This window comes from Bacillota bacterium, assembly GCA_040757085.1.
Taxonomy (GTDB): Bacteria; Bacillota; Sulfobacillia; order JACIYH01; family JACIYH01; genus JACIYH01.
The window spans coordinates 289,812-311,191 of the sequence record JBFLXJ010000017.1 but is presented as its reverse complement, the minus strand read 5'-3'; the positions used below and the strand labels follow the sequence as shown (position 1 = coordinate 311,191).

21 protein-coding genes, 3 tRNA genes and 1 pseudogene are annotated in these 21,380 nt (G+C 66.0%); 6 read left to right on the top strand and 19 right to left on the bottom strand.

The window, feature by feature from the left end:
- The first annotated feature begins 35 nt into the window (after positions 1-35).
- Genes thiI through AB1446_06685 form a run of 3 tightly spaced genes read left to right on the top strand, consistent with a single transcriptional unit; the run spans position 36 to position 3,116 of the window.
- On the top strand, positions 36-1,220 hold the full coding sequence (gene thiI / locus AB1446_06695; GenBank protein MEW6546586.1) for a tRNA uracil 4-sulfurtransferase ThiI: 1,185 nt from the start codon (positions 36-38) through the stop codon (positions 1,218-1,220).
- Positions 1,217-2,464 (top strand): MFS transporter, encoded by a 1,248-nt coding sequence (locus AB1446_06690; GenBank protein MEW6546585.1) that lies wholly within the window; start codon positions 1,217-1,219, stop codon positions 2,462-2,464. The genes thiI and AB1446_06690 overlap by 4 nt, the downstream gene beginning before the upstream one ends.
- A gap of 31 nt (positions 2,465-2,495) precedes the next feature.
- The gene (locus tag AB1446_06685) at positions 2,496-3,116 is read left to right on the top strand and encodes a cell wall hydrolase (protein ID MEW6546584.1); all 621 of its coding nucleotides are present in this window, start codon (positions 2,496-2,498) and stop codon (positions 3,114-3,116) included.
- 79 nt (positions 3,117-3,195) lie between these two features.
- Here AB1446_06685 and AB1446_06680 read toward each other — a convergent pair whose 3' ends face one another.
- From AB1446_06680 to AB1446_06670, 3 genes are all read right to left on the bottom strand, one after another.
- Positions 3,196-4,284, bottom strand: coding sequence for a magnesium transporter CorA family protein (locus AB1446_06680; protein ID MEW6546583.1), 1,089 nt, complete (start codon positions 4,282-4,284; stop codon positions 3,196-3,198).
- Positions 4,266-6,182, bottom strand: a complete 1,917-nt coding sequence (thrS, locus tag AB1446_06675) for a threonine--tRNA ligase (protein MEW6546582.1) — start codon at positions 6,180-6,182, stop codon at positions 4,266-4,268. Before thrS ends, AB1446_06680 begins: the two co-directional genes overlap by 19 nt.
- A gap of 416 nt (positions 6,183-6,598) precedes the next feature.
- Positions 6,599-7,618 carry a GerMN domain-containing protein gene (locus AB1446_06670; protein ID MEW6546581.1) on the bottom strand — a complete coding sequence of 340 codons (1,020 nt, stop codon included), beginning with the start codon at positions 7,616-7,618 and terminating at the stop codon, positions 6,599-6,601.
- A gap of 81 nt (positions 7,619-7,699) precedes the next feature.
- Between AB1446_06670 and AB1446_06665 the strand changes: the two genes are divergently transcribed.
- Entirely contained in the window at positions 7,700-8,704 is a 1,005-nt protein-coding gene (locus AB1446_06665; GenBank protein ID MEW6546580.1) for a GntR family transcriptional regulator, read from the top strand.
- Positions 8,705-8,707: 3 nt separating this feature from the next.
- Here AB1446_06665 and AB1446_06660 read toward each other — a convergent pair whose 3' ends face one another.
- The 4 genes from AB1446_06660 to AB1446_06645 all read right to left on the bottom strand — a co-directional run bounded on the left by AB1446_06660 (position 8,708) and on the right by AB1446_06645 (position 11,858).
- Positions 8,708-9,775: an ABC transporter ATP-binding protein gene (locus AB1446_06660; GenBank protein MEW6546579.1), complete on the bottom strand. Its 1,068-nt coding sequence runs from the start codon at positions 9,773-9,775 to the stop codon at positions 8,708-8,710.
- Positions 9,776-9,856: 81 nt separating this feature from the next.
- Positions 9,857-10,549: an ABC transporter permease gene (locus AB1446_06655; GenBank protein MEW6546578.1), complete on the bottom strand. Its 693-nt coding sequence runs from the start codon at positions 10,547-10,549 to the stop codon at positions 9,857-9,859.
- Positions 10,550-10,552: 3 nt separating this feature from the next.
- Positions 10,553-11,404 (bottom strand): substrate-binding domain-containing protein, encoded by an 852-nt coding sequence (locus tag AB1446_06650; GenBank protein MEW6546577.1) that lies wholly within the window; start codon positions 11,402-11,404, stop codon positions 10,553-10,555.
- A gap of 109 nt (positions 11,405-11,513) precedes the next feature.
- Entirely contained in the window at positions 11,514-11,858 is a 345-nt protein-coding gene (locus AB1446_06645) for a LysR family transcriptional regulator (protein ID MEW6546576.1), read from the bottom strand.
- Positions 11,859-12,015: 157 nt separating this feature from the next.
- Here AB1446_06645 and AB1446_06640 point away from each other — a divergent pair, with 157 nt between their 5' ends.
- Both AB1446_06640 and AB1446_06635 read left to right on the top strand, forming a co-directional pair.
- Complete coding sequence (locus AB1446_06640) at positions 12,016-12,342, top strand: YtrH family sporulation protein (protein ID MEW6546575.1); 327 nt, start codon at positions 12,016-12,018, stop codon at positions 12,340-12,342.
- A gap of 69 nt (positions 12,343-12,411) precedes the next feature.
- A complete protein-coding gene (locus AB1446_06635) occupies positions 12,412-12,855 on the top strand; it encodes a hypothetical protein (protein ID MEW6546574.1) in 444 nt (147 codons plus the stop codon).
- Here the strand turns inward: AB1446_06635 and AB1446_06630 are convergent.
- The 12 genes and pseudogenes from AB1446_06630 to AB1446_06575 form a co-directional block, all read right to left on the bottom strand.
- Positions 12,852-15,446: a DNA internalization-related competence protein ComEC/Rec2 gene (locus AB1446_06630; GenBank protein MEW6546573.1), complete on the bottom strand. Its 2,595-nt coding sequence runs from the start codon at positions 15,444-15,446 to the stop codon at positions 12,852-12,854. The two genes, AB1446_06635 and AB1446_06630, sit on opposite strands and share 4 nt — an antisense overlap.
- Before the next feature lie 62 nt (positions 15,447-15,508).
- On the bottom strand, positions 15,509-16,357 hold the full coding sequence (locus tag AB1446_06625) for a putative sporulation protein YtxC (GenBank protein MEW6546572.1): 849 nt from the start codon (positions 16,355-16,357) through the stop codon (positions 15,509-15,511).
- Between the two features lie 308 nt (positions 16,358-16,665).
- Positions 16,666-16,740 (bottom strand) — tRNA-Val (locus tag AB1446_06620).
- Positions 16,741-16,744: 4 nt separating this feature from the next.
- Positions 16,745-16,819: transfer RNA gene (locus tag AB1446_06615), tRNA-Cys, on the bottom strand.
- Between the two features lie 9 nt (positions 16,820-16,828).
- A tRNA-Gly gene (locus AB1446_06610) sits at positions 16,829-16,903 on the bottom strand.
- Between the two features lie 84 nt (positions 16,904-16,987).
- Positions 16,988-17,311 (bottom strand): DUF6092 family protein, encoded by a 324-nt coding sequence (locus AB1446_06605; protein ID MEW6546571.1) that lies wholly within the window; start codon positions 17,309-17,311, stop codon positions 16,988-16,990.
- Positions 17,301-17,849 carry a nitroreductase family protein gene (locus tag AB1446_06600; GenBank protein ID MEW6546570.1) on the bottom strand — a complete coding sequence of 183 codons (549 nt, stop codon included), beginning with the start codon at positions 17,847-17,849 and terminating at the stop codon, positions 17,301-17,303. Before AB1446_06600 ends, AB1446_06605 begins: the two co-directional genes overlap by 11 nt.
- Complete coding sequence (locus AB1446_06595; protein MEW6546569.1) at positions 17,827-18,600, bottom strand: aspartate/glutamate racemase family protein; 774 nt, start codon at positions 18,598-18,600, stop codon at positions 17,827-17,829. Before AB1446_06595 ends, AB1446_06600 begins: the two co-directional genes overlap by 23 nt.
- 51 nt (positions 18,601-18,651) lie before the next feature.
- Positions 18,652-19,341, bottom strand: a complete 690-nt coding sequence (locus tag AB1446_06590; GenBank protein MEW6546568.1) for a hypothetical protein — start codon at positions 19,339-19,341, stop codon at positions 18,652-18,654.
- A complete protein-coding gene (locus AB1446_06585; GenBank protein ID MEW6546567.1) occupies positions 19,236-19,715 on the bottom strand; it encodes a hypothetical protein in 480 nt (159 codons plus the stop codon). Before AB1446_06585 ends, AB1446_06590 begins: the two co-directional genes overlap by 106 nt.
- Before the next feature lie 18 nt (positions 19,716-19,733).
- Positions 19,734-20,783 (bottom strand): aminopeptidase, encoded by a 1,050-nt coding sequence (locus AB1446_06580; protein ID MEW6546566.1) that lies wholly within the window; start codon positions 20,781-20,783, stop codon positions 19,734-19,736.
- A gap of 33 nt (positions 20,784-20,816) precedes the next feature.
- Positions 20,817-21,320, bottom strand: a pseudogene (locus tag AB1446_06575) (aspartate/glutamate racemase family protein).
- Between the last annotated feature and the right edge of the window lie 60 nt (positions 21,321-21,380).

The following is a 21,380-nucleotide window of genomic DNA, read 5'->3' as shown; positions in this document are numbered from 1 at the left end:
GTAAGGTGAGGTGAAAGCCGGCCGGCGGCCAATCCATGGAGAAACTGTTTTTGATCCACTACGGTGAGATCGGCCTCAAGGGGGAAAACCGGGAATTCTTCGAGCGTAAGCTACAGGCGGGTTTGCAGCGGGCCCTCGCCTCCTGGCCGGGGGTTTCGGTGGAAAGACGGCACGGCCGCCTGTACATACTGCACCTGCCCGATCCCGAGCGGGCCCTGAACCGGCTGAAGCGGGTTTTCGGTGTGGTGGCGATAAGCCCGGCCCTGCGCGTACCCCTGGACCTGGACGCCATCAGGCAGGCCGCCCGCCAGCTCATGACCGAGGCGGTCGGGGAGCTCCCCACCCTTCCCCTGACGTTCAAGGTGCAGGTCCGCCGCGCCAACAAGGGGTTCCAGCCCGATTCCATGGAATTGCAGCGCCTCCTGGGGGCGGACCTGCTCGCCAACGTGCCGGGACTCAAAGTGGACGTGCGTGAACCCGCGGCGACCCTGGAGGTGGAAATCAGGGAGAACGCCTACCTGTACTCGCGATCGGTACCCGGCCCGGGGGGACTACCCCTGGGTTCCAGCGGCAAAGCCCTTCTCCTCCTGTCCGGAGGCATCGACAGCCCCGTGGCCGGCTGGATGGCCATGCGCCGGGGTCTGGAAGTGGAGTGCGTGCACTTTTACACCCCGCCCTTCACCGGCCCCCGCTCAGTGGAAAAGGTGGAGGACCTCTGCCGGCAACTGGCCGCCTGGTGCGGCCGCATCCGTCTCCACCTGGCGAGGTTCACCGAGGTCCAGAAGGCTATATGGGAAGAAGTGCCCGAGGATCTGCGGGTGCTGGTCATGCGCCGGTTCATGATGCGGGTGGCCTCGCGCCTCGCCCGCCAGCAGGAGGCCACTGCCCTGGTGACGGGCGAGAACCTGGGCCAGGTGGCCAGCCAGACCGTGGAAAGCCTGACGGTGATCGAAGCTGCCTCCTCCTTCATCGTGCTGAGGCCGCTGCTGGCCTGGGACAAGGCGGAAATCATCCGCAAAGCCCAGGAGATCGACACCTACGAGATATCCATCCGCCCTTACGAGGACTGCTGCACCCTCTTCGTACCCCGCCACCCCCGCACCCGGCCCGCCCTGCAGGAAGTGGAAGATGCCGAAGCGAAGCTCCCCGTGGACGCCCTCGTGCAGGGGTGCCTGGAACAGGCGGAAACCAAAGTGCTCAAGCCTCCCGAATGGATATGACAAAGCACACGAGCCACCCAGCACCCGACCCCGCCGGGCTTGGGAACCGTGGGGGACCGCCGGGTAACGGACAACCAGGGTACCTGACACTGGGGCAGGATCTGTGGCTGCTGTTCTTTTCCACACTCCTCTGGAGCGTGGGGGCCGGCCTGTACATTTACACCTGGCCAGCGTACGTGCGGGAACTGGGCGCCGACGCCCCCGAACTGGGACTTCTTTATGCGATCGGCTTTGCTACCATGGCGGTATCGTACCTGCCCGGGGGATACCTGGCGGACAGGTTCGACCGCAAGTGGGTGATGGTGGCGGGCTGGGCGGTGGCCACGCCCGCTCCCCTCCTGTACATCCTGGCCCAGCACTGGACCCACCTGGTGCCCGGCGTGATCCTTTACAACATCTCCATGCTTTCCGGCCCGGCCCTGCGGGCCTACATGACGCACCTCAGCCCTCCCCACCGCATGTCGACCACCTTTGCTATCGTGGATGCGTCCTGGCCCTTAGGTATGATCATCTCACCCGCGATCGGCGGTATCTGGGCTGACCGGGCCGGGATGCGCCCCGTCCTCTGGGCCGCCTTCGGCCTGTTCGTGCTCTCCACGGTCGTTCTCCTCCCCCTGCACCCCCAGAGGCCCCACCACGCAGGCGAAGGAAGCGATCTCGGCTTACGTGAGCTCCTCGCCCTCCCCGGGGTCCCGGCGCTGCTGGCGCTGGGAGCAGGCACTTATCTGGTCCAGCACATAGCCCTCCCCTTCGTAACCCCGTTCCTTCAGGACGTGGCCCACCTTCACCTCGCCCAGGTGGGACTGCTCGGATCAGCCGTTGCCCTGGGCGGCTCCCTGCTCAGCCCCCCACTGGGATGGCTCGCCGACCGCATGGGTCGTGCGCGCGGCGTCGCCATTTCCCTGCTTCTGATGGTGCTCTCCCTGGGGACCCTCATGGTCTCCAGCAGCATGTGGGTGCTGGGATTGTCCGGCTTCCTGCGCGGGGCAGGGATGGTCTCCTGGAGCCTGCTGGCCGCCATGGTGGCAACCTCGTTACCGCCCCGGGGGCGCGGCCTGGGCTTTGCCCTGTTCAGCCTAGCCAACGGCCTGGCCATGGCCGCGGGCCCTTATCCGGGCGGCTGGATGTACCGGGTAAATCCCTACCTCCCGTTTGCCATCTCGTCCCTGTTATTGCTTACAATCGCAACGGTTTTAGCCTTCAGGCAGAAATTTCACATGACAGGACCCGCCTCCCCCCAGTAAAATGGACAAGCAGGAAGGAGGCGGGAACGAGATGAAGCATCTCAACAGGATACGGCTGACGGCAGGCCTGGCCGTGCTGCTTGTGCTGGCGGTGCCGGCCCAGGCGTTGGCGGCATACTACACCGTCCAGCCCGGCGACACCCTGTGGCAGATCGCCCAGTGGTTCGGCACGGACGTCTACACCCTGGAAGCGTGGAACCCGGGCGCGGGATGGTGGATATACCCCGGGCAAACGCTGGTGGTTCCCGATCATCCCCAGGTTTCCCGTGGGGTGTTCTGGGGCGCCGTCCCTTATTCCCGAGATGACCTCCTTCTGCTGGCCCGCCTGATCGAGGCGGAAGCCGGCGGAGAACCGTACCTCGGCAAAGTGGCCGTGGGGGCGGTGGTGGTGAACCGCGTCCGCAGCGGCCTGTTTCCTTCCAGCATCCGGGGGGTCATTTTCGACTGGGGCCAGTTCGAGCCCGTCCTGAACGGGTACCTCTGGCAGGTGTACCCCAGCGCAGAAAGCCTGCAGGCAGCCCAGGAGGCTCTCGCCGGCTACGATCCCACGGGCGGTGCCCTGTACTTCTTCGCCTACAACAAGGTCTGGAACCCGTACATGTGGTCCCGACCGTGGGCAACTACCATCGGCGGTCACCGCTTCACCTACTGACATGAACTGGCGTGCACAGGGGGGTCACCACCGGCCGCGGGGTGGGGACCCCCAGGTTCCGTCCGAGCATCATCCGGGATTAGGGTTCACCAAACCAGCCCTGTGACCGGAACCACCGGTACATGCCGTATCCGATGACCACCATCAACAGCAGGGCGGCGGGGTATCCGTATTTCCACTCCAGTTCCGGCATATACCGGAAGTTCATGCCGTAAATACCGGCGATCAGGGTAAGGGGCATGAAGATGGTGGTGATCAGGGTAAGCCGTTGCATGATCAGGTTCAGGCGGTCGGTACGCAGGCCGAGATAGACCTCGACCACGTTGTCCACCAGGTCCCGTTCCACCTCCACGCCGTCCCAGATGCGCCGCAGAAGGTCCACAGTCCGGCGCATGGCCAGCGCCGCTACCTCGCTGACCAGCATCGGCCCAGCCTCGCCTGTCCGTTCGGCCTGCCCGGCCGTTTCGGCCGGGCCTCGTGGCAAGGACACTCCGGCCAGCCCGGCCAGGTCCGAGAGCGCCTGCTCCTCTGGGCCCAGACCCTGCCGCAAGCGCACCAGGGCCCGGCGGAGAGCGGTTACCTCCCGCATGGGATTCCGCAACCGCCCGGACATGACCTTTTCTTCCAGTGCGGCGATGCGGTCAGCCAGGTAGTCCAGGGCCGCGTAGAGTTCCTTCACTGCCTCATCCAGGATAGCGACCAGGACCAGGTCCGGCCTGGCGGGAAAAGGCGCGCCGTCCCGCAGCCGCTGTTGCACCTCCCGGAGAACGTTGACCTCCCGTGCGTGGACGGTCACCAGATAAGTCGGTCCGAGCACGCAGTCCACCTCGAGGCGAGATACGGGAATCCGCGCCTCACGGTTCACCTCCACAGCGTGCAGCACCAGCACGGCATGGGTGGGATATACTTCCAGGCGGGGAAACTGGCTGGGACGCTTGACCTCGGCCACGGTCACGGGGTGCAACCCCAGGACTCGCTCCAGCAGCGCCACCTCGTCAGCGCCCGGAGCCTGCACGTCCAGCCAGAAGGATTCACCTGCCTCCAGCACACCCCGGAGAGCGGTTTCCGCTTCCTCCGGATCCGGCTGCACCGCGCCGCGGCGTGTGGTGAGGGTGACGGCACCCGCCGTACGACCATCCCGGGCCGTACTCATGGTGATGCCGGCCATGGCACGCCCCTCCCCGCGCACTCCTCTCGTACCCTGGCCAGGAACGTTTCCATGGCCATGGGCCCCAGGTCACCCTCGGTACGGTGACGCACTGCCACCTGGGAAGAGGCCTCCTCGCGGTCTCCCACCACTAGCATGTAAGGGATCTTATCCAGCTGGGCGGCCCGGATCTTGTACGATACCTTCTCGTTGCGCCAGTCACCCTCTGCCCGCACACCCGCCCGCTTCAGACTCTCGACCACCTGACGGGCGTACGACAGGTGCCGGTCGGCCACTGGGATGACGCGTACCTGCACGGGCGCCAGCCAGGTGGGGAAGGCGCCCGCATAGTGCTCGATGAGGCTGCCCAGGAATCTTTCCATGGAACCAAGCACGGTGCGGTGGATCATGACCGGACGGTGCTCGCGGTTATCTTCCCCCATGTAGGTGAGGTCAAAGCGCTCGGGCAGGTTGAAGTCCACCTGAATGGTGGGTCCCTGCCAACCCCGACCCAGAGCATCCTTCAGGGTGATGTCGATGGCGGGGCCGTAGAACTTGGCCTCCCCCTCCCCCACCACATAGGGCAACTCCTTCTGGGCCAGGGCCGCCAACAGGGCCCGTTCCGCCACCTCCCATACTTCGTCCGACCCGATGTACTTCTGTTTGTTGGCCGGGTCCCGAACCGAAAGCATGATCTCGTAGTCCCGGAATCCGAAGGACTCCACCATGTACTGGGCCAGGTCCAGTACCCCCACCAGTTCCTCCTGCAACTGGTCGGGGCGGCAGAAGATGTGAGCGTCGTCCTGGGTGAACCCGCGCACCCGCAGGAGACCGTGCAGCACGCCCGAACGTTCGTAGCGGTACACCGTCCCCAGTTCGGCCCACCGCAGGGGGAGGTCCCGGTAGGATCGGGTCTGGGACTTATACATGAGGATGTGGAAGGGACAGTTCATGGGCTTGAGCAGGTACTCCACCCCTTCCACGTCCATGGGAGAGTACATGTTCTCCCGGTACCAGTCCCAGTGACCGCTCACTTTCCAGAGATCCAGGCGAGCCACATGGGGCGTGAACACGACGTCGTAGCCCCGGCGGCGGTGCTCCGCCCGCCAGAGGTCCTCGATGATCTGACGCACCACCCCACCCCGGGGGTGCCAGAACACCAGCCCCGCCCCGGCCTCCTCATGGACGCTGAAGAGGTCGAGTTCGCGCCCCAGGCGACGGTGATCCCGGCGCCGCGCCTCCTCCACCCGGTAGAGGTACTGGTCCATATCTTCCTGCGTGGGGAAGGCGGTGCCGTAGATGCGCTGCAGCATGGGGTTGCGCTCGTCGCCCCGCCAGTACGCCCCGGCGGCGTGAAGCAGCTTGAATGCCACCAGCCATCCCGTTGAGGGGAGGTGGGGGCCGGCGCACAGGTCGGTAAACTCACCCTGGTCGTAAAGGGAGATGGTGGCACCCTCGGGCAACTCGTCGATAAGTTCCACCTTGTAGACCTCACCCCGGGAGGCGAAGAACTCCCGTGCTTCTTCCCGGGTCACCTCGCGCCGGCGCACGGGGTAGTCGGCGGCAATGATGGCGCGCGCCTCCCCCTCGATGCGGGCCAGGTCTTCCGGGGTGAAGGGTCGGGGTACGTCGAAATCGTAGTAGAACCCCTCCTCGATGGCGGGACCGATACCCAGGCGTGCCTCCGGGAACAATCGCTTCACCGCCTGGGCCAGCACGTGGGCAGCCGTGTGCCGGTACACGTCCCTGCCGTCCCCGTCCGCAAACGTAACGAACTCCGGCTCCGCTCCTTCGGGCAGATCCCGGCTGAGGTCCACCACCGCGCCCTGCCACCTGGCGGCCAGGATCCCCTGCGGACCCACGCCTCCCTCTCTTCCCTGCGCCTTCAAGATCTCCATCCCGCTCACCAATCTCGACACCTCCCTGCCTTCCCGCCGGGTCGCATGGTTCTCGAGGTCCCGGAAAAGAAAAGCCCCCCGTGAGGGACGGGGGGATCTCTCCGCGGTTCCACCCTTCGTTGACCGCCCCGGCGCACGACCGAGGGCGACCCGCTCTGGAGCTGTAACGGGCTGACCCGGCCCGGCATAGTACCGCAGACGACCGACCCCAGACACCGTCGCCGCGGGTTTCCGCCGGCGGCTCGGCGGTGGTTTTCAGTCTGCCCGTTTCCCGAGGACGCTCCCAGCCCCTGGCGCCCTCTCTCTGGCGGGCGCAGCAGACCTACTCGTCCGCCTCAATGCCTCTGCTCAGGGCCATTATAGGTGCACCCGCGACCCCTGTCAATCGAGCGCGTTGCCTCGAGCGCACAAGTACATTTTCGTTGTGAGGCAACCGGTCAGCGGGATGCGGGGCCGGTTGCGTACACGTCCAGTACGATGCGGGCGGGGTCGGCCAGTCCCCACAGGCGCCAACCGCAGGCGCGGTCAGGGTACAGGTCCAACCGGAAAGAGCACGGGGCTGTTTTCTCCCACGTCAGTTTTTCCACGCGCCAGTCGTTCACCGCCACCCCCTGTCCGGCAGATAGGTCTGCGACGACGGTTTCCGTTACTCCGGGAATGGTAACGAAGAGAGCGTGATGGCGAGCAGAGAAAGAGGCCTGGGCCGGAGGAATCCCGGCCAGCCCGGTACCACCGGGACCCTTCAGTTCGAACACCACGCGGAACAGACTGGGATGAGCCCACCAGCGTAGCGACTGGAGGCGCAGCCCGCCGGCCTGCCGGACCACACCCTGGTCTCCCACCTGTTGACGCTCTGCCACCCTCAGGACGGTGATCTCTCCTTCAAGGTACTCGGGCAACCCCAGGTGGCCCCAGAAATCCCTGATCGGCCGCCCATCCACCATGCCCTCGCTCTGGCCTTCCACCAGGACTTTCACCCGCTCCACGCCCGGAAACTGTGCCAATGTCAGGTAGATGGCGTGCAGGGCCAGGGACTCGGCCAACGATCCCCCTCCCACGTCTCCCGACCTGGTGATGATCTCACGGCTGAAGTCTACGGTGGCTGCATCGTCTTGCACGCTGACGGCCAGGACCGTGATGGAAGGTGGGAGGACGGGGCGGTATCCCTGCCGCTCCTCGAAGGCAGTCGGGCCGGCAATGAGGGCCTCCAGAGCTGCCCGGGGCCCCTCCTCGGGGGAAACCGGGAGGGAGCGGAAAACAGCTTCCAGCTTGCCTTCCCGGGCCAGGAAGACGGCCACCGGCAGGGGAACGGTGGCGGTCTGCTGCCCGGGGGACGACGGCCCGGGGGTGCCCGCTTCGGGTCCGGACGGGATTTTGCCTGGAAGGCACCCCGTGACCACCAGCAAGGTGCACACCACTGCAGGCATAATCCGTCTCCAGCGGCTCCTTGAGACCATTTGTACCACCTCCACGCCACGAAAGAGGAATTACTACGGGTCACAAAGAAACAAATAGGCGAGAAGGAGGGGTGTTTCACCGTGAAAATCACTATTCCCACCACCTGGAAACTAGACCATCGCAGCAACGTTCCGCTCAATGTGCAGTTGTGTGAGAACATTCGCTGGAGCATCTCTTCCGGCGAAATCCCGCCCGGGTCGCTGCTGCCCCCCATAAGGGAACTGGCTCACGCTCTGGGAGTGAGCCTGAATACGGTGAAGACCGCTTACCGGGAACTGCAGCAAAGCGGCCTGTTGGTCAGCAGACGTGGCTACGGGACCACCGTGGTCAGCCCCGACCAGCACCCGCGTACTGGCCTGCACACCGCGGAGCAGATGGTGGAGCAGGCCATGCGCTCGGCCATGGCAGCCGGCTATTCACCCGAACAGTTGCGGGAACTGGTAGAGAGATTGCTGGCTCGCTACCGGAGCGATTACCGGTCCCTCACCCTGCTCTTCGCCGAATGCGATGAAACCCAGCTGGAACTCCTCGCACACGACATCCGCTCTTCCCTCGGGTTGAGGGTGGAGAAAATCCTCACCAGCCGGCTAACCCAGGAGCGGGACCGGCTGGCCAGGCACCGGGAGCGTTACGCGGCCATAGCCACCACCTATTTCCATTACCGGGAGGTTCGCGACATCCTGGGCCACCTGGGACTTCCCATCCTGGGCCTGGTGTTGGCCACCTCCCCCGCCACACTGGAACGGCTCTCCCAGGTGCCCGCCGGCGCCACCGTGGGGTGTGTGTGTCGCGATCCCGAAACGCTACCCAGCTTCAATTCCATCGTGCAAAAGCTGGTCCGGCCGGGAGTTAACGTGCAGTCCTGCCTGGTGGGGGATGAAGCCACTGTGGATTACCTGGCACGCGAGGCGATTCTCCTCGTGTGCACCGTCCCCTGCCTGAAACCACTGCAACAGAGGATACGGGACAGAGAAATATATCCTCTCTACGACCGGGTCGACCCGGCTTCCCTCCATATCCTGGCCCAGCACTTCTCGCTGTCCACCCAGGAGGCAGCAGCCACGCGCCAGGTAACCGGCGAGTAACCGTCATTCGGAAGACACAGGGGAGCCGGCATTGAATACGTGGAGGCCATCCGGCGGAATGCAAATGCGAACGGTATCGCCGGGGCCCAGATCCATGGCCTGAGCGGGGGGGATGAGGGCGACCAGGGGAAAGGGCCGGGCCACTTCCACCCGCACCAGGGGCCCGAAGGGTACCACCGCCCTCACCTCCCCGGGGAAGCCCCGGCCATCCCGGGCAAGGACAATCGCCTCCGGGCGCACCCCTACCCGCACGCGGCCGGGGGGGTGATGCCCGTCGATGTCCAATTCCACCCCTTCCACGTACACCCGGGGTCCGTCCGGGCGCGTGACCAGTTCGGCCGGCCACACGTTTTCCATGCCCACCAGATGCGCGACCTCGGGATCGGCAGGACGGGAGAACACCTCACGGGGCTCGCCGACCTGCCGTAGCCGCCCCTCCATGAGTACCGCCACCCGGTGAGCCAGCAAGAGTACTTCGGTGAAATCGTGACTGACCACCACCGCGGTGATGCCCAGGGAAACCAGTAACCGCCGGAGATCCGTGAGCAGGGCGGCCCGCGTAGGAGCGTCCAGGGACGAAAAAGGCTCGTCCAGCAAGAGCAACTGGGGCTCGGCAACCAGGGCGCGGGCCAGAGCCAGCCGCTGACGTTCCCCGCCAGACAGAGTACGGGCAGGCCGGGACGCGAGGTGCGCGATCCCCAGGCGCTCCAGCCAGACGGCAGCCCGGCGCCGGGCCTCTCCGGCCGCCACGCCGCGATAACGCAACGGGGCAGCCGCATTGGCCAGCACGGTGGTGTCCAGCATCTGGGGATCCTGGAGGACTACTCCCAGTCGTCTCCGGTGGAAGAGGAGCCCGCGGGGATCGAGCGCTGCGCCCCCCACGGCCAGCTGCCCCCGGAACCCCATGTCCAGGCCCGCCATCACCATCAGGAGGGTGGTCTTTCCCGCCCCGTTGGGACCCACCAGTCCCAGCACTTCCCCTTCCATCACGGCCAGATGCTCGATGGCCAGGATCTGCCGTCCGCCCTTATCCACTCGCAGCCCGCTCACCTCAAGTACCGCCTGTGTCAACCTCGCATCCACACCTCCAGCTCCGGGCTTTGCATGCAGGGTACGGCGCCTGCGTAGATTCATTTACCGCTTGTCTTGCGGTCATCGCTTACGTTGCTGAATGAGTGTGAGGGCGGCTGCCGCACCGTAGGTCAAACCCAGGAGGATGAGGCTGAGGGCGATGGCCATGTCGAAGTTGCCCCGGTTCACCTCCAGGACAATGGCGGTGGTGAGAACCCGGGTCTGCCCCACCACGTTGCCCCCCACCATCATGGAGGCGCCCACCTCGGAGATCACGCTACCGAAACTGGCGATCACGGCCCCCAGCACCCCGTAGCGCGCCTCCCACAGCATGGCAGAGAGCAGTTGGACGCGGCTGGCGCCCATGGCCTCGACCTGAAGCCGAAAGCCGGGGCCCACCTGTTGGAGCGCCGCCGCGCTCAGCCCCGCCATCACCGGGTAAGCGATCAGGAACTGGGCCAGCACCATGGCAGCAGGTGTGTACATCAGGCGCAACCACCCCAGCGGGCCACTGCGCCAGAGGAGAAGGCTAACTCCCAGCCCGACCACCACGGGTGGTAGTCCCATCCCGGCGTTGATCACGCTCTGGAGGAAGCGCTGCCCCGGGAACCTCCCCAGGGCCAGGGCCGCCCCGGTGAGAAGGCCCAGGGCGAGCGCCGCCGCGGTGGCAAGCCCGGATACCCTGAGGGTCAGCCCCGATATCGCCAGGACTTCCCGATCCAGCCTGACCATGAGCGCCAGGGCCGTGCGCAGGCCATCCCAGATGAGTTCCAACCTTTACCCTCCCAATTCTTCTTCGCTCTTTCCGGCGTCCGGGAAGAACAGGGGCTGCCCGAACCTGTCAACCCCGAACTCGCCTATCACCTTTTGGGTTTCGGGCGAGACCATGAAGTCGGAGAAGGCCCGAGCTCCTTTCTCGTTCACGTGGGGGAACTTCTCGGGGTTCACCAGCATGACGTGGTAGATGTTGAGCAGCGCGCCGTCCCCTTCCACCATCACGTCAAGCTGCAGGTTCTTGCGGGCAGCCAGGTAAGTGGCCCGGTCGGTGATGGTGTATCCACCCTTCTCAGAGGCCAGGTTGAGGGTGAGACCCATCCCGGAGCCCGACTGGATGTACCAATCACCCGGCGAGGGACTTATCCCGACCTTCTTCCACAGCGACAGCTCCATCTTGTGGGTACCCGAATCATCCCCGCGGGAAACGAAGGGAGAGCGGCTGGCAGCGATGGCCCGCAGCGCCTCCACCGCCCTCCTTTTTCCCCTGATGCCGGCGGGGTCAGAAGGCGGCCCCACGATGATGAAATCGTTGTGCATGACCAGGCGCCGGTCAACGCAGTACCCCTCCGCCACCGCCTGCTTTTCCGCCTGGGGTGCATGTACCAGCACCACGTCCGCATTGCCCTCCTTCGCCATGGCCAGGGCCTGCCCGGTGCCCACGGCGATCACCTTCACCCTGTACCCGGTTTTCTCCTCGAACCGGGGAACCAGCACATCGAGGAGCCCGCTGTCCTGAGTGCTGGTGGTGGTGGCCAGGATGACCTCTCTGTCGGGTTGAGAACAGGCCACCCCCGCCAGCAGCAACAGGATAAGTCCCGCCACCACGGTCACCTTCTCTACCCGGTTCCCCATGACCTTCCGCACCTGATGCCTCCACCGATATGCTTGGTCACACATACCGCTGTCTTATTCGTCCTGGTCCCCCCGCATTCCTGCCGGCACCGCGCCCGGCCGCGCCCGACTACCCGGCCGCGGCGGGTCCGAATATCTCCCGGAACGCCGCCTGGGCGAACTCATCCACCCGCCGTTGCAGCTCCTGAAAACGGGCGAGGAGATCCTCCCCCGCCGGGGTGAGGACGGTACCGCCTCCTTCTTCCCCGCCCACCCGGCTGCTCACCAGCGAATGTCCCAGCCTGGTCTCCAGCTTCCGGATTACCCCCCAGGCCATCCGGTACGACATATGCAGGTCTTCGGCTGCCCGGCTGATGGACCCCTGCTGCTTGATCCCCGCCAGCAGTTGACAGGCTCCCTCGCCAAAGACGAGCCGGCCCCCTTCTTCCAACCACACTTTGGCATGCGCCCGCACATTCCCACCACCCATCCGCCCCGGTCTTCCCTGGCAATCGCCTTCACATCCCCGCAGGGGGCCCCCGGGGCAGGCTTTCACGGTTGCCGGACGGGCCGGGCGGCCTCACTTCCCTTATGTAATATCCCGGCCGCAGTCCAGGTAGAAGTATACGGGGATGTCGGTGCAGCAGTTCGCCGCCCAACTGGCGGAAGCCTTCTTCCTGGCCCTGGGCGTGGTGATAGGCGGCAGCGTCGCAGGGTACCTGGGCATGGCCCTGGTGGAACCCCACCCCGTCCGCTCCCTGGCCCAGATCGCCGGCAGGCTGAAGATCTGGGGGATGGTGACGGCCCTCGGGGGAACCTTCGCCACGTTTCAAACCCTGGAAGCGGGAATCCTGGGCGGAGAAGTGCGCCCCATGATCCGCCAGTTGATTTACTTGCTCGCGGCCTTTTCCGGGGCCCACCTGGGATACTTGCTCCTGCGCGGCGTAGGGGGCGAATGACCTGCGGGACAGGGGGTTACTACCTTTGTGGGGAGGGGGCGAATGCCCTGCCGGGTGGAGGGGGGTAACTTGACCCGGGCCCTGGTGCGGGCGCTCAGCGCGTTCCTCCTGGGGGTGTGTGTGGGCGCCTGGCTGGTAGTCCCCTTCTTCTCGGCACGGCTTCGCCAGATGGCCCTGGATCTGGAAGCCGCCCGCCAGGAACTAGAGCAGGAGAAGGCCCGGGCCGAAAGCCTGGCCCGGGCCGAACCGGCCCAACTGGTGGTGAAGGAGGTGGACTGCCTGGTCCTGTGCCCCGATCCCGAGGCTCGGCTCACCATCACCCGCCAGGCTTCGGAGTTGACCCGCCACCTGTTGGGGAGGCCGGTACGCCAACTCGATCCCTTCCTGCTCCACAATCTGCTGCACGGTCGCCGGGTGACAGCGGGCCAGCGCGAGTACGTCCTGTCGGTGGACGCCGTCATGGCCTCCGAAAAGGTGGCCTACTACGTCCGGGCCTCCCCGGTGGACCGCTAGCGCCCGGGGCCAGCGGGGAGAATACTGCGCACGGTGAGGTAGCAGCCATCGGTACGCGCCACCACCGCGCCGTGCAGGTCCGTCCGCCACACCTGCGCCCCCGCCTGGCCAAGGCGCCGGAGCGTTTCCCCACAGGGGTGGCCAAAGGGATTGCGCCCCACCTGAATCACGGCAATGCGGGGGCGCACCCTCTGCAGGAATGCCTCCCCGCAGGAGGTACCACCCCCGTGGTGGGGAACCTTCAGCAGGTCTATCCCGCCGGAGCAGTACCGCTCCGCCTGCAGAAGAAATACCTCCTCGCCTTCCCGTTCCAGATCACCCGCCAGCACGATGCGGGTCTCGCCGTACCTGACCAGCAACACGAGGGACATGTCGTTTTGCCCGTCGTCAGCATACTCAGCGTCTTCTCCAGGGTCCCCCGGCCGCGCCACTGCGCCAGGCACCTGTGCCGCCGTCATCCCGGACGTGGCATCCGGAGCAGGATGGAGCACCAGCACCTCCCAGGCCGGCGCCAGGGTCTTACTCCACCCGGCCTCAGGCCGCCGTACCACACCAGCGGGGCCTTCTGCCACCACGCCCGGCCCCAGCCACAACTCCCTGACGGGGATGTTCTGCATCACCGCCGCGGCGCCCCCGGCATGATCGGCGTGGCCGTGGGTGATCACGAGCAGATCGAGGCGTCGGATCCCCTGCCGGTGCAAATAGGGGACCACGGTATCGGCACCGGCGTCGTACCTGTCGCCGGCCGGCCCGCAATCCACCAGCATGGCGGGTCCTCCGGGACGCCAGAGCAGGATGGCGTCTCCCTGCCCCACGGAAAAGAAAACCACCTGGAGGACATGGCGGGGAGGTGCGGTCGCCACCCCCAGGGCCAGCGCCACCACGGCCACCAGAACGGCCAGGACCACCCGCGGACGCGTCCAGGGACCGCGCCGCGGCAGCAACGACGACTTGAGCCAGCCCCACCACCAGGCCAGGACCAGGTAGTACGCCACAACGTGCGGCCAGCGTGGCGCGGGCATGACCACCGCCGCACCCGGGAACTCACTCCAGAACCTGGCCAGATGCACCATCACCCGCACCACCAGTCCCAGGGGCCAGAACCCCACCCCCAGCGCCGGGTGGAACGAGGCGACACAAGCAGATGCCATCCCGCCCACGGTGGTTACCCCCACCAGGGGGAACACCAGGAGGTTGCTCAGGGGTGCAACCAGGCAGGCCTGCTGGAAGTGGTAGAGGGACACGGGCAACACGGCCGCCTGGGCGGCACAGGTAACGGCCAGGACTTCCCTGCCAGCACGTACCAGGCTGGCAAGTACTACCTCGAGACCACCCCTCTCAACGCAGAGAAGGCGCGCCCCCCCATTTGATTCCGCTGTGGTCGGACCTGGCGGAAAGCGGGACGAACCGGACATCCCCAGGATACCTGCCGTGGCGGCCACGGAGAGCCAGAACCCGGGATCCTCCCAGCTCGACGCATTGAGGACGGTGAGGAAGACCACCGCCAGGGCCAGGCTGTTCAGAGGGTGAGCGGGCCGCCCCAGTAACTTCCCCAGCAACATCACCGTCGCCATCACCGCCGCTCGACCGACCGAGGCTCCTCCTGAGGCGGCAGCCGCGAATACCCAGGTACCCAACAGTGCTCCCGCCAGGGCCGGCCGCACTCCTGCCCACCCCAGCAGAGACCGGACCACTCTCGCTACCAGGGCTACGTTAGAGCCGCTCACCGCCAGGAGGTGGATCAGGCCGGAGCGGCGGAAGGCCTCCTCCAGATCGGGAGAGAGTCCCGACCGCATCCCGAGGACCATACCCTCCACAACCGCCCCCTCGCCCTCGGGCAGGTACCGGCGCACCCCGGCCAGGAAATGGGCCCGCAACCAGGCGGCCACCCTGGCGGTGGGCCCCAGCTTCCCCGCGCCGCAGACCTGCAGGGACCCCGGGGCCTGGGCGTACACGATGGCAGAGATGCCCTGGGCCCGCAACCACCCGGCGTAGTCGAACTCTCCCGGATTGCGCGGGGGAGATGGCCAGGCGGCCGTCCCGTACACGGACACCATCTCTCCCACTCCGGGAGCCCGCCGGTTCCAGCTGGCCACCCTTACCAGAACCGTGGCCGCCACCGGGTCCCGTGTCGGATGTATCGCGCCCCGGGCCGGGGTTACCACATGCTGTGACCGGAGCACGGCCTCCAGCCGCCCCTCCCGCACCACAGGCTCCCGGATCACGGTACCGCACCACTCGCGCGGCTCCCCTAGCAGGGACGCCACCTCCCCCGCGAGGGCCAGCCTCCACCCCAGATAATACCAGCCACCCACCAGCCCGGTGGCGACCAGGAACAACACTGTCCCGGCCAACCGCCGCCAGGCGTACACGGGACCGGCACCCACCATCCCCTCCCGGTGCCGGCGTGCCGCCGTACTGGGCCGGGCCTTCAGGGCTGCCCGCACCCACGTCAACCACGCCAGCCCCACGGCAAAAGCTGCCGCCAGGCCCCACGCGGCCGGAGCCGCCGGGTAACCCCACGTGAGCCGGGCCGCAGCCATCCCGCTCACCCAGACCAGGGCAATGGGAACAAGTGGCGCTCCTGACATCATGTGCTAATATTCGATTCCGTGGCTCCCATTTCCTGGCGCGAGGTTTGCGCGGGGCCCTCTTATGTAGGAAAGGGGGAGCACCGGGCGCATCCCGGGCAGGTGCTGGCGCGCTCGGCGAAGATTTTCATAACCGCATCTACCACGGCCCGGTCGTCGTCGCTGGCGGCGGTACCGTGGATTATCACCCGGCTGGGTGCCAGGCTCACCAAGCCCGACACCACCAGGTCCTCGGGCCGTACCCCGCCCTCCAGCGAAGCCGGAACTTGGAGACTCAGGGAACGGCGATCTGCATCTTCCAGGAACAGCCCGGTATCCCGGCAGATCAGGTGGACCTCGAGCACCCGCGGCTCCTGGGCAGCCACGAAACACTGCAACAGGCGCACGAATTCCTGATACTCCTTCTCCAGCAGGATCTCGTCTATGGCTCTCTCCACCGCCTCTTCCAGGTGCTCGACGTACTCCTTCAGCCGAAAGGTGATGAATCCCTCAACGATCAGCTGGCGGTTGTCCTGCATGTAGTCGAGCAGCCGCAGGAGTATCCACCGCCGGAATGCCTCCCAGACCTCGGCATCCGCCAGGGAGTGCTGTGCGTACCTGACCACGGTTTGCCTTTCCTGCAGGCCCAATTGCGGGTAGCGGCTGGCCACGATGCGCTGCAGGAAAAACTCGCGGAAATCTGAAACGATCACCTCGCACAGGATGGCCGCCACCTGGCGCCGAAGTATTGCCTGCCATTTCCAGCAGGCCTCAGCACGCACCCCCTGCACGCCTACGGAAACAAAAGTGTACGGCCCGCGGGTCTGCTCCTTCTGGACCACCCGGAGACCCTGGCGTTCCAGTTCTCGCAGCCCGTGCTCCAGACGCTCGCGCAGGCGGTCCACGTTGGCAGATGCTGCTATGGTCAGCACGGCCTTCCTCCAACGCCTGACTGTCTCAGAGCATCTCGCCCGGCGCCACGATATTATGCAATCGGCCCCCGACCTGTATACTCGGCTATTTTCCCAATACTAAGAGCAGCCGGCACAAATGCCGGCCATATCTTCCCGTGCCGGTCCCATCCTGCGTCGGTTTTCCCCTTGACGCGGCCTGCGCGGGTCGGCTACCCAATCGCTGGAAAAACCACTCCCGGGCGACCACTTTGAGACCCACCGCTTGCCCGGCCGCGAGCTCCCACAGAAATGAAAAGGCCGACGCAACCGCCGGCCCCATCTCCTGGTGGTGGGCGGTACAGGGATCGAACCTGTGACCCCCGACGCGTCAGATCGGTGCTCTCCCTCTGAGCTAACCGCCCACCCTGGAGGCGACGCCCGGATTCGAACCGGGGAATCGGGGTTTTGCAGACCCCTGCCTTGCCACTTGGCTACGTCGCCCTAAAACTCTGGAGCGGAAGACGGGATTCGAACCCGCGGCCCTCGCCTTGGCAAGGCGATGCTCTACCACTGAGCTACTTCCGCTCGCAAACCCCGTTGTCAAGCTGGTCAACGCACCTGCGGATCGCGTGCCCGCACAGTTAATTCTATACCCCCGGCCAATCACCGTCAAGTGCACGGGCCGCCCTGGCTCAGTGAATCGCGCAGACGACCGGCAAGCTTCTCGACCAGTTCGTCCAGAAACGCGACAAAACGGCCCTCGTCAGTCATCATGGTTTCCTTCTCCTGGGCGATGAAACGGCCCACCTCATCCAGGAATCCGTCGCTCAGCCCCAGTTCGCCCATCACGGAAATGAGGCGCTCCGCAGCATCCACCAGGCGGTAGGGGCCGTAAATGGGCGGCTCGTGAACCAGACCGGACGCACTGGTCGCCAGGTAGCACAGGTAGTGGAACAGCATGTCCCGGGCCTTTTCTCTTTGTTCAACCGCCATGGTTCCCATGCCCCCCGATGGTCTCCCAGTGAACCACTTCCTCCATCGGCCGGCGAGGGGGCGCCGGCGGGATACGGGCGGGATATCCCAGCGCCACCAGCAATTCCGGCCTGATCCCTTCGGGCAACCCCAGTAACCGGGCGACTCCCAGCTGGCTGAATGACCTGATGACGCAGGAGCCGATACCCAGCGACCACGCGGCAAGCATCATGTTCTGGCACGCCATGGAAACATCGCACAGAACAACGGCTTCCCCCTCCGGTTTGCCCGCGCCCCCGGACGATAGCCCCAGATCACTGCACGCCACGACCACGGCAGTCGGAATACCCGGCATCCCCGGCGACAACGCCCTCACGGCCCCTATGCGGCGCGGGTCCGTCACCACCACAAAGCGCCAGGCCTGGCGGTTGCCTCCAGATGGAGCCCACACCGCAGCCTCCAGGATAGTCTCGAGCTGCTCCCGGGTCAGTGGCTCCGGCTTGAAGCTCCGTACGCTGCGCCGCTGGCGGATCGCCTCAAGTACTTGCGTAAATACCACCTGCCTTGCCGCATCGCGCGCCGGCGCGCTGCGCTATCGTGTGCTGCTGAGGACAAGTATAGTCCCCCACCTTGCTGGTCCCCAGGCGGACCTTCTCATACAGGTGCCCGAGCATCTCCGCCACCTTGAAACCCGCGACCACGGGATCGATGACAGGTACACCCAGCGCATCCTGCAACCGGGCAGCCATGCCTTCCATGGCCGCACACCCCAACACCAGTGCTTCGGCGCGGTCATCTTCCACTGCCCGGCGAGCAGCCTCCAGGACGGCGGAGTACGCGCTATCGGGGTGGGCGTGCAACTCGGCGACCGATACCTCCACCACCCGCCATGACGAGATGCGGTGAGCAAAGCCGTAGAGGAGGGCGTTATCGGACATCTTCGGGATCCACTTACGCCGTCCCACCAGCACGGAGAAATTATGCGCCACCGCGCTCGCCACCTGGAACGAGGCTTCGGCTATGCCTATAACCGGCACATCCAGCGTTTCGCGCAACTCTCGTATACCCGGATCGTAGAAGCATCCTACGCATACCGCGTGGGCACCCGAGACGACTTCGGGCAACTGCTCGAGCATCCAGGTCACCGCCCGGTGTTCCCGGCAGTGATACTCCAGGTCAGAAGGACCACCCGGAAACGCGACCACGCGAACAGAGGTCCCGGCATGCGCGAGAGATTCCAGGTAATCTCTCACCCTCTGCTGCCGCTCCGCCGGCGCGTCGACCGGCATGACGTAAACGACCGTGGCCATAACGTTGTCTACCGCCTTTCCCGCGCAGCCCGCGTTATCGCACACAGGACATCAGTAGCCCGGTACCCCCAGACGGCGGCACGCTTCCACCACCTCGGGGTGTACGTAGCGGCCCTCCACCTCAAGCGGCTGGCCGTCCAGGTAAATCGACGGCGAAAGCACGATCCCATCGGTGTGGGACGCTGCTTTCCAGGTCAGTCCCCCGATCTGCGCCCCCTGGGCGCCGATACCCATTTCTATACACCCGAAGACCCGCTCGTCCTCGACGATCCGCCCGGTGGGCCGCGTCACACCTGGGTTGAAACCCAGCGAGTAGTGGGCGAGGCGGTACATGTTCGGGTCACCGAACGACTCCAGCCAGCGCTTGAACACCTGGGCCTCGGCTCCCCCCCGGATGTCGGTGACCACGCCTCGACTGACGGTAAGCTCCACCGGTGAGGAGAGCTTCCCCAGCTCCATGGGAGGCCACAGAGCGCCGTCGAATACCAGCTTTCCCTCGATGGTATCCTCCACCGGGCACCACGATATCTGCCCGCCCAGCATGATGGGCTCGCCCGGGGTGTCGGCGAGTTTCCCGGAGTGCCGCACCCTGCGACCGCGGTTATACCCGATCAAGTCGGTACCCGCCGGACTGGTTACCCGGACCTCGTCGGCGCTGGCAACCAGGCGGCGAAGAGTTTCCCCCAGCGCCAGCATGGCCGGGTAGTCCACGCGTCCCACGCAGCGTACCAGCATGTCCACGTCCATGCCCGCAAGGCAAATATAGCGGCACCCTGCCGCCGGGCATTACGGTACGCATCCGTATGCAGGACGTACGCCACCGCCAGCTCGATCCACACCTGGGCACGGGCTGCTGCACCGGCCACAGGTGCCGGAGGTTCTACCACAGCAGTGGGACTGGTGTGGTACACCACCAGGGTGGGAACCGCCCCCGCCGCATAGGCAGCCTCAGCCACTGCCTCCGCCACCCGGCGGTCTCCCGCGGTGTCAACGGTCACCAGGACGTTCTCACCCGGCTTGACCAGCATGACCTCCTCTACCAGCTTGCGAGCAGCCCGCGCCACTTCGAACGACAGGTAACGATTGGTGGGCTCCGTTCCCAGGGCCAGTTCCACTTACGACCACTCCCTTCTCTATTGCACCAGCCAGGTGCCGTCTTGCATGACCGGCCGACCGTCAAGGAGCAGCGTGGCACGCGGAATGACAAAGTCAGTATGAAGGTCCGCCACCGTCCTGCCGCCCATGTGGGAGCTGTCTCCTATCGCCAGGTGGACGGTACCCCTGATCTTCTCTGCCTCCAGGGTGACATCAGTACGGCGGGCGTTAGGATTCGTGCCTATGCCCAGTTCGGCCAGGTTTCGGCGGGCACGCTCCTCAGGGGCCGGTGCGCGTCCAATCGCCAGGAGGTTGCGCAGGCGCTCGCCTACCTCCCCGCCGCCCTCCACCGCCGCCACTTCCCCGTCCTCGAACACAAGACGCATATCGTGATCGAGGCCAGGATGCCAGCCCGCCTGCACCACCAGCACGCCGCGCCCGCTACCTTCCACCGGCGCGGTGTACGCCTCCCCGGCCGGAAGATTGCCCCAGGCTCCCGGCCGGGTGTACAGGCCGTCGTCGGCCCGACCCTCCCGACCCTCCAGGCTGAAGGTAATGTCGGTGCCGGCCGGCGAGCGGACGGTGGCGGTCTGCGCCGCGGTGAGAAACGCCGCTATGCGGGCGGTTTCCTCCGCCACGCGCCGGTAATCTACCGCCATGGCGCCACCGGGGTAGAACATCTCGGGTTGGAACCTGGGCATGCTGGCCACGCGCGCTCCCGCCCGGCAGGCTCCTTCTCGAGCCTCCGTATGCGACAGCGAAAACGAGGTGATCGCCACCACTACCTGGGCTTCCCGCAGCCGGGCAGCCGTTTCCGCCCCGGGCTCCATTCCAGAACGCCCGGTGGCGGGGTACGCGAAGAAATCCACCCGGCAACTCCGGTACTCTTCCTGTGCTATCCGGGCGACCAGACGAGCCAGAAAAGACCGCCGGCATACTTCCTGCAACTGGGGAAGCGGCCACTCCGCCCACTGGGCCGGAGTCGGCACGTCGGTGACCACCAAGAGTCTCTCGCCCGGCCCAAGTCCCATGTTAACCCGCAGCATGCCCAGCACGCCAGGTCGGATTGCTTCTATGTCGATCTCCACCGTTCGCTCCCTCCTCGCACACCGAATGCGGCTTCACTTCCTCAGCTTATCCGGCGGCCGCGGGTACGCCAGCCTGCTGTGGGCGGCCCCCATCCTCACGTAGGCCTCCGCCAGTTTTATGGCCGCCACCGCCGGAATAACCACGGGCACTCCCAGCTCCTTCCTCAACTCGTCCGCCACCCCCAGCAGGGAACCGCATCCCAGCACAACAACCTGAGCTCCCCTGGCCAGCAACTCGCGCCCAGCCACCACGGCCGCCTCGAAAACCCTCCCGTGCTCCCCCAGTTCCATGACCTTCAGACCCAGCGGGACAACGGGGGCCAACTTGCCATCGGTGCCCAGGAGCCGGGCCTTGCGGTAGTGGCGAGGGACTGCCTCGGACAGGGTCGAGATGATCCCGAACCGGTCACCCAGGGGCATCGCCGCCACCTCGGCCGCCTCACCCAAACCGACCACGGGGACCGATACTGCTTCCCGGACGCCTTCCAGGGCGGGGTTGCCGAAGCAATATATTACGACGGCGTCCGCGCCCTCCCGCTCGGCCCGTACCGCCGCCTAATCACGAAAGGCGCCACCGTCTCCTCGTCGTACTTTCGC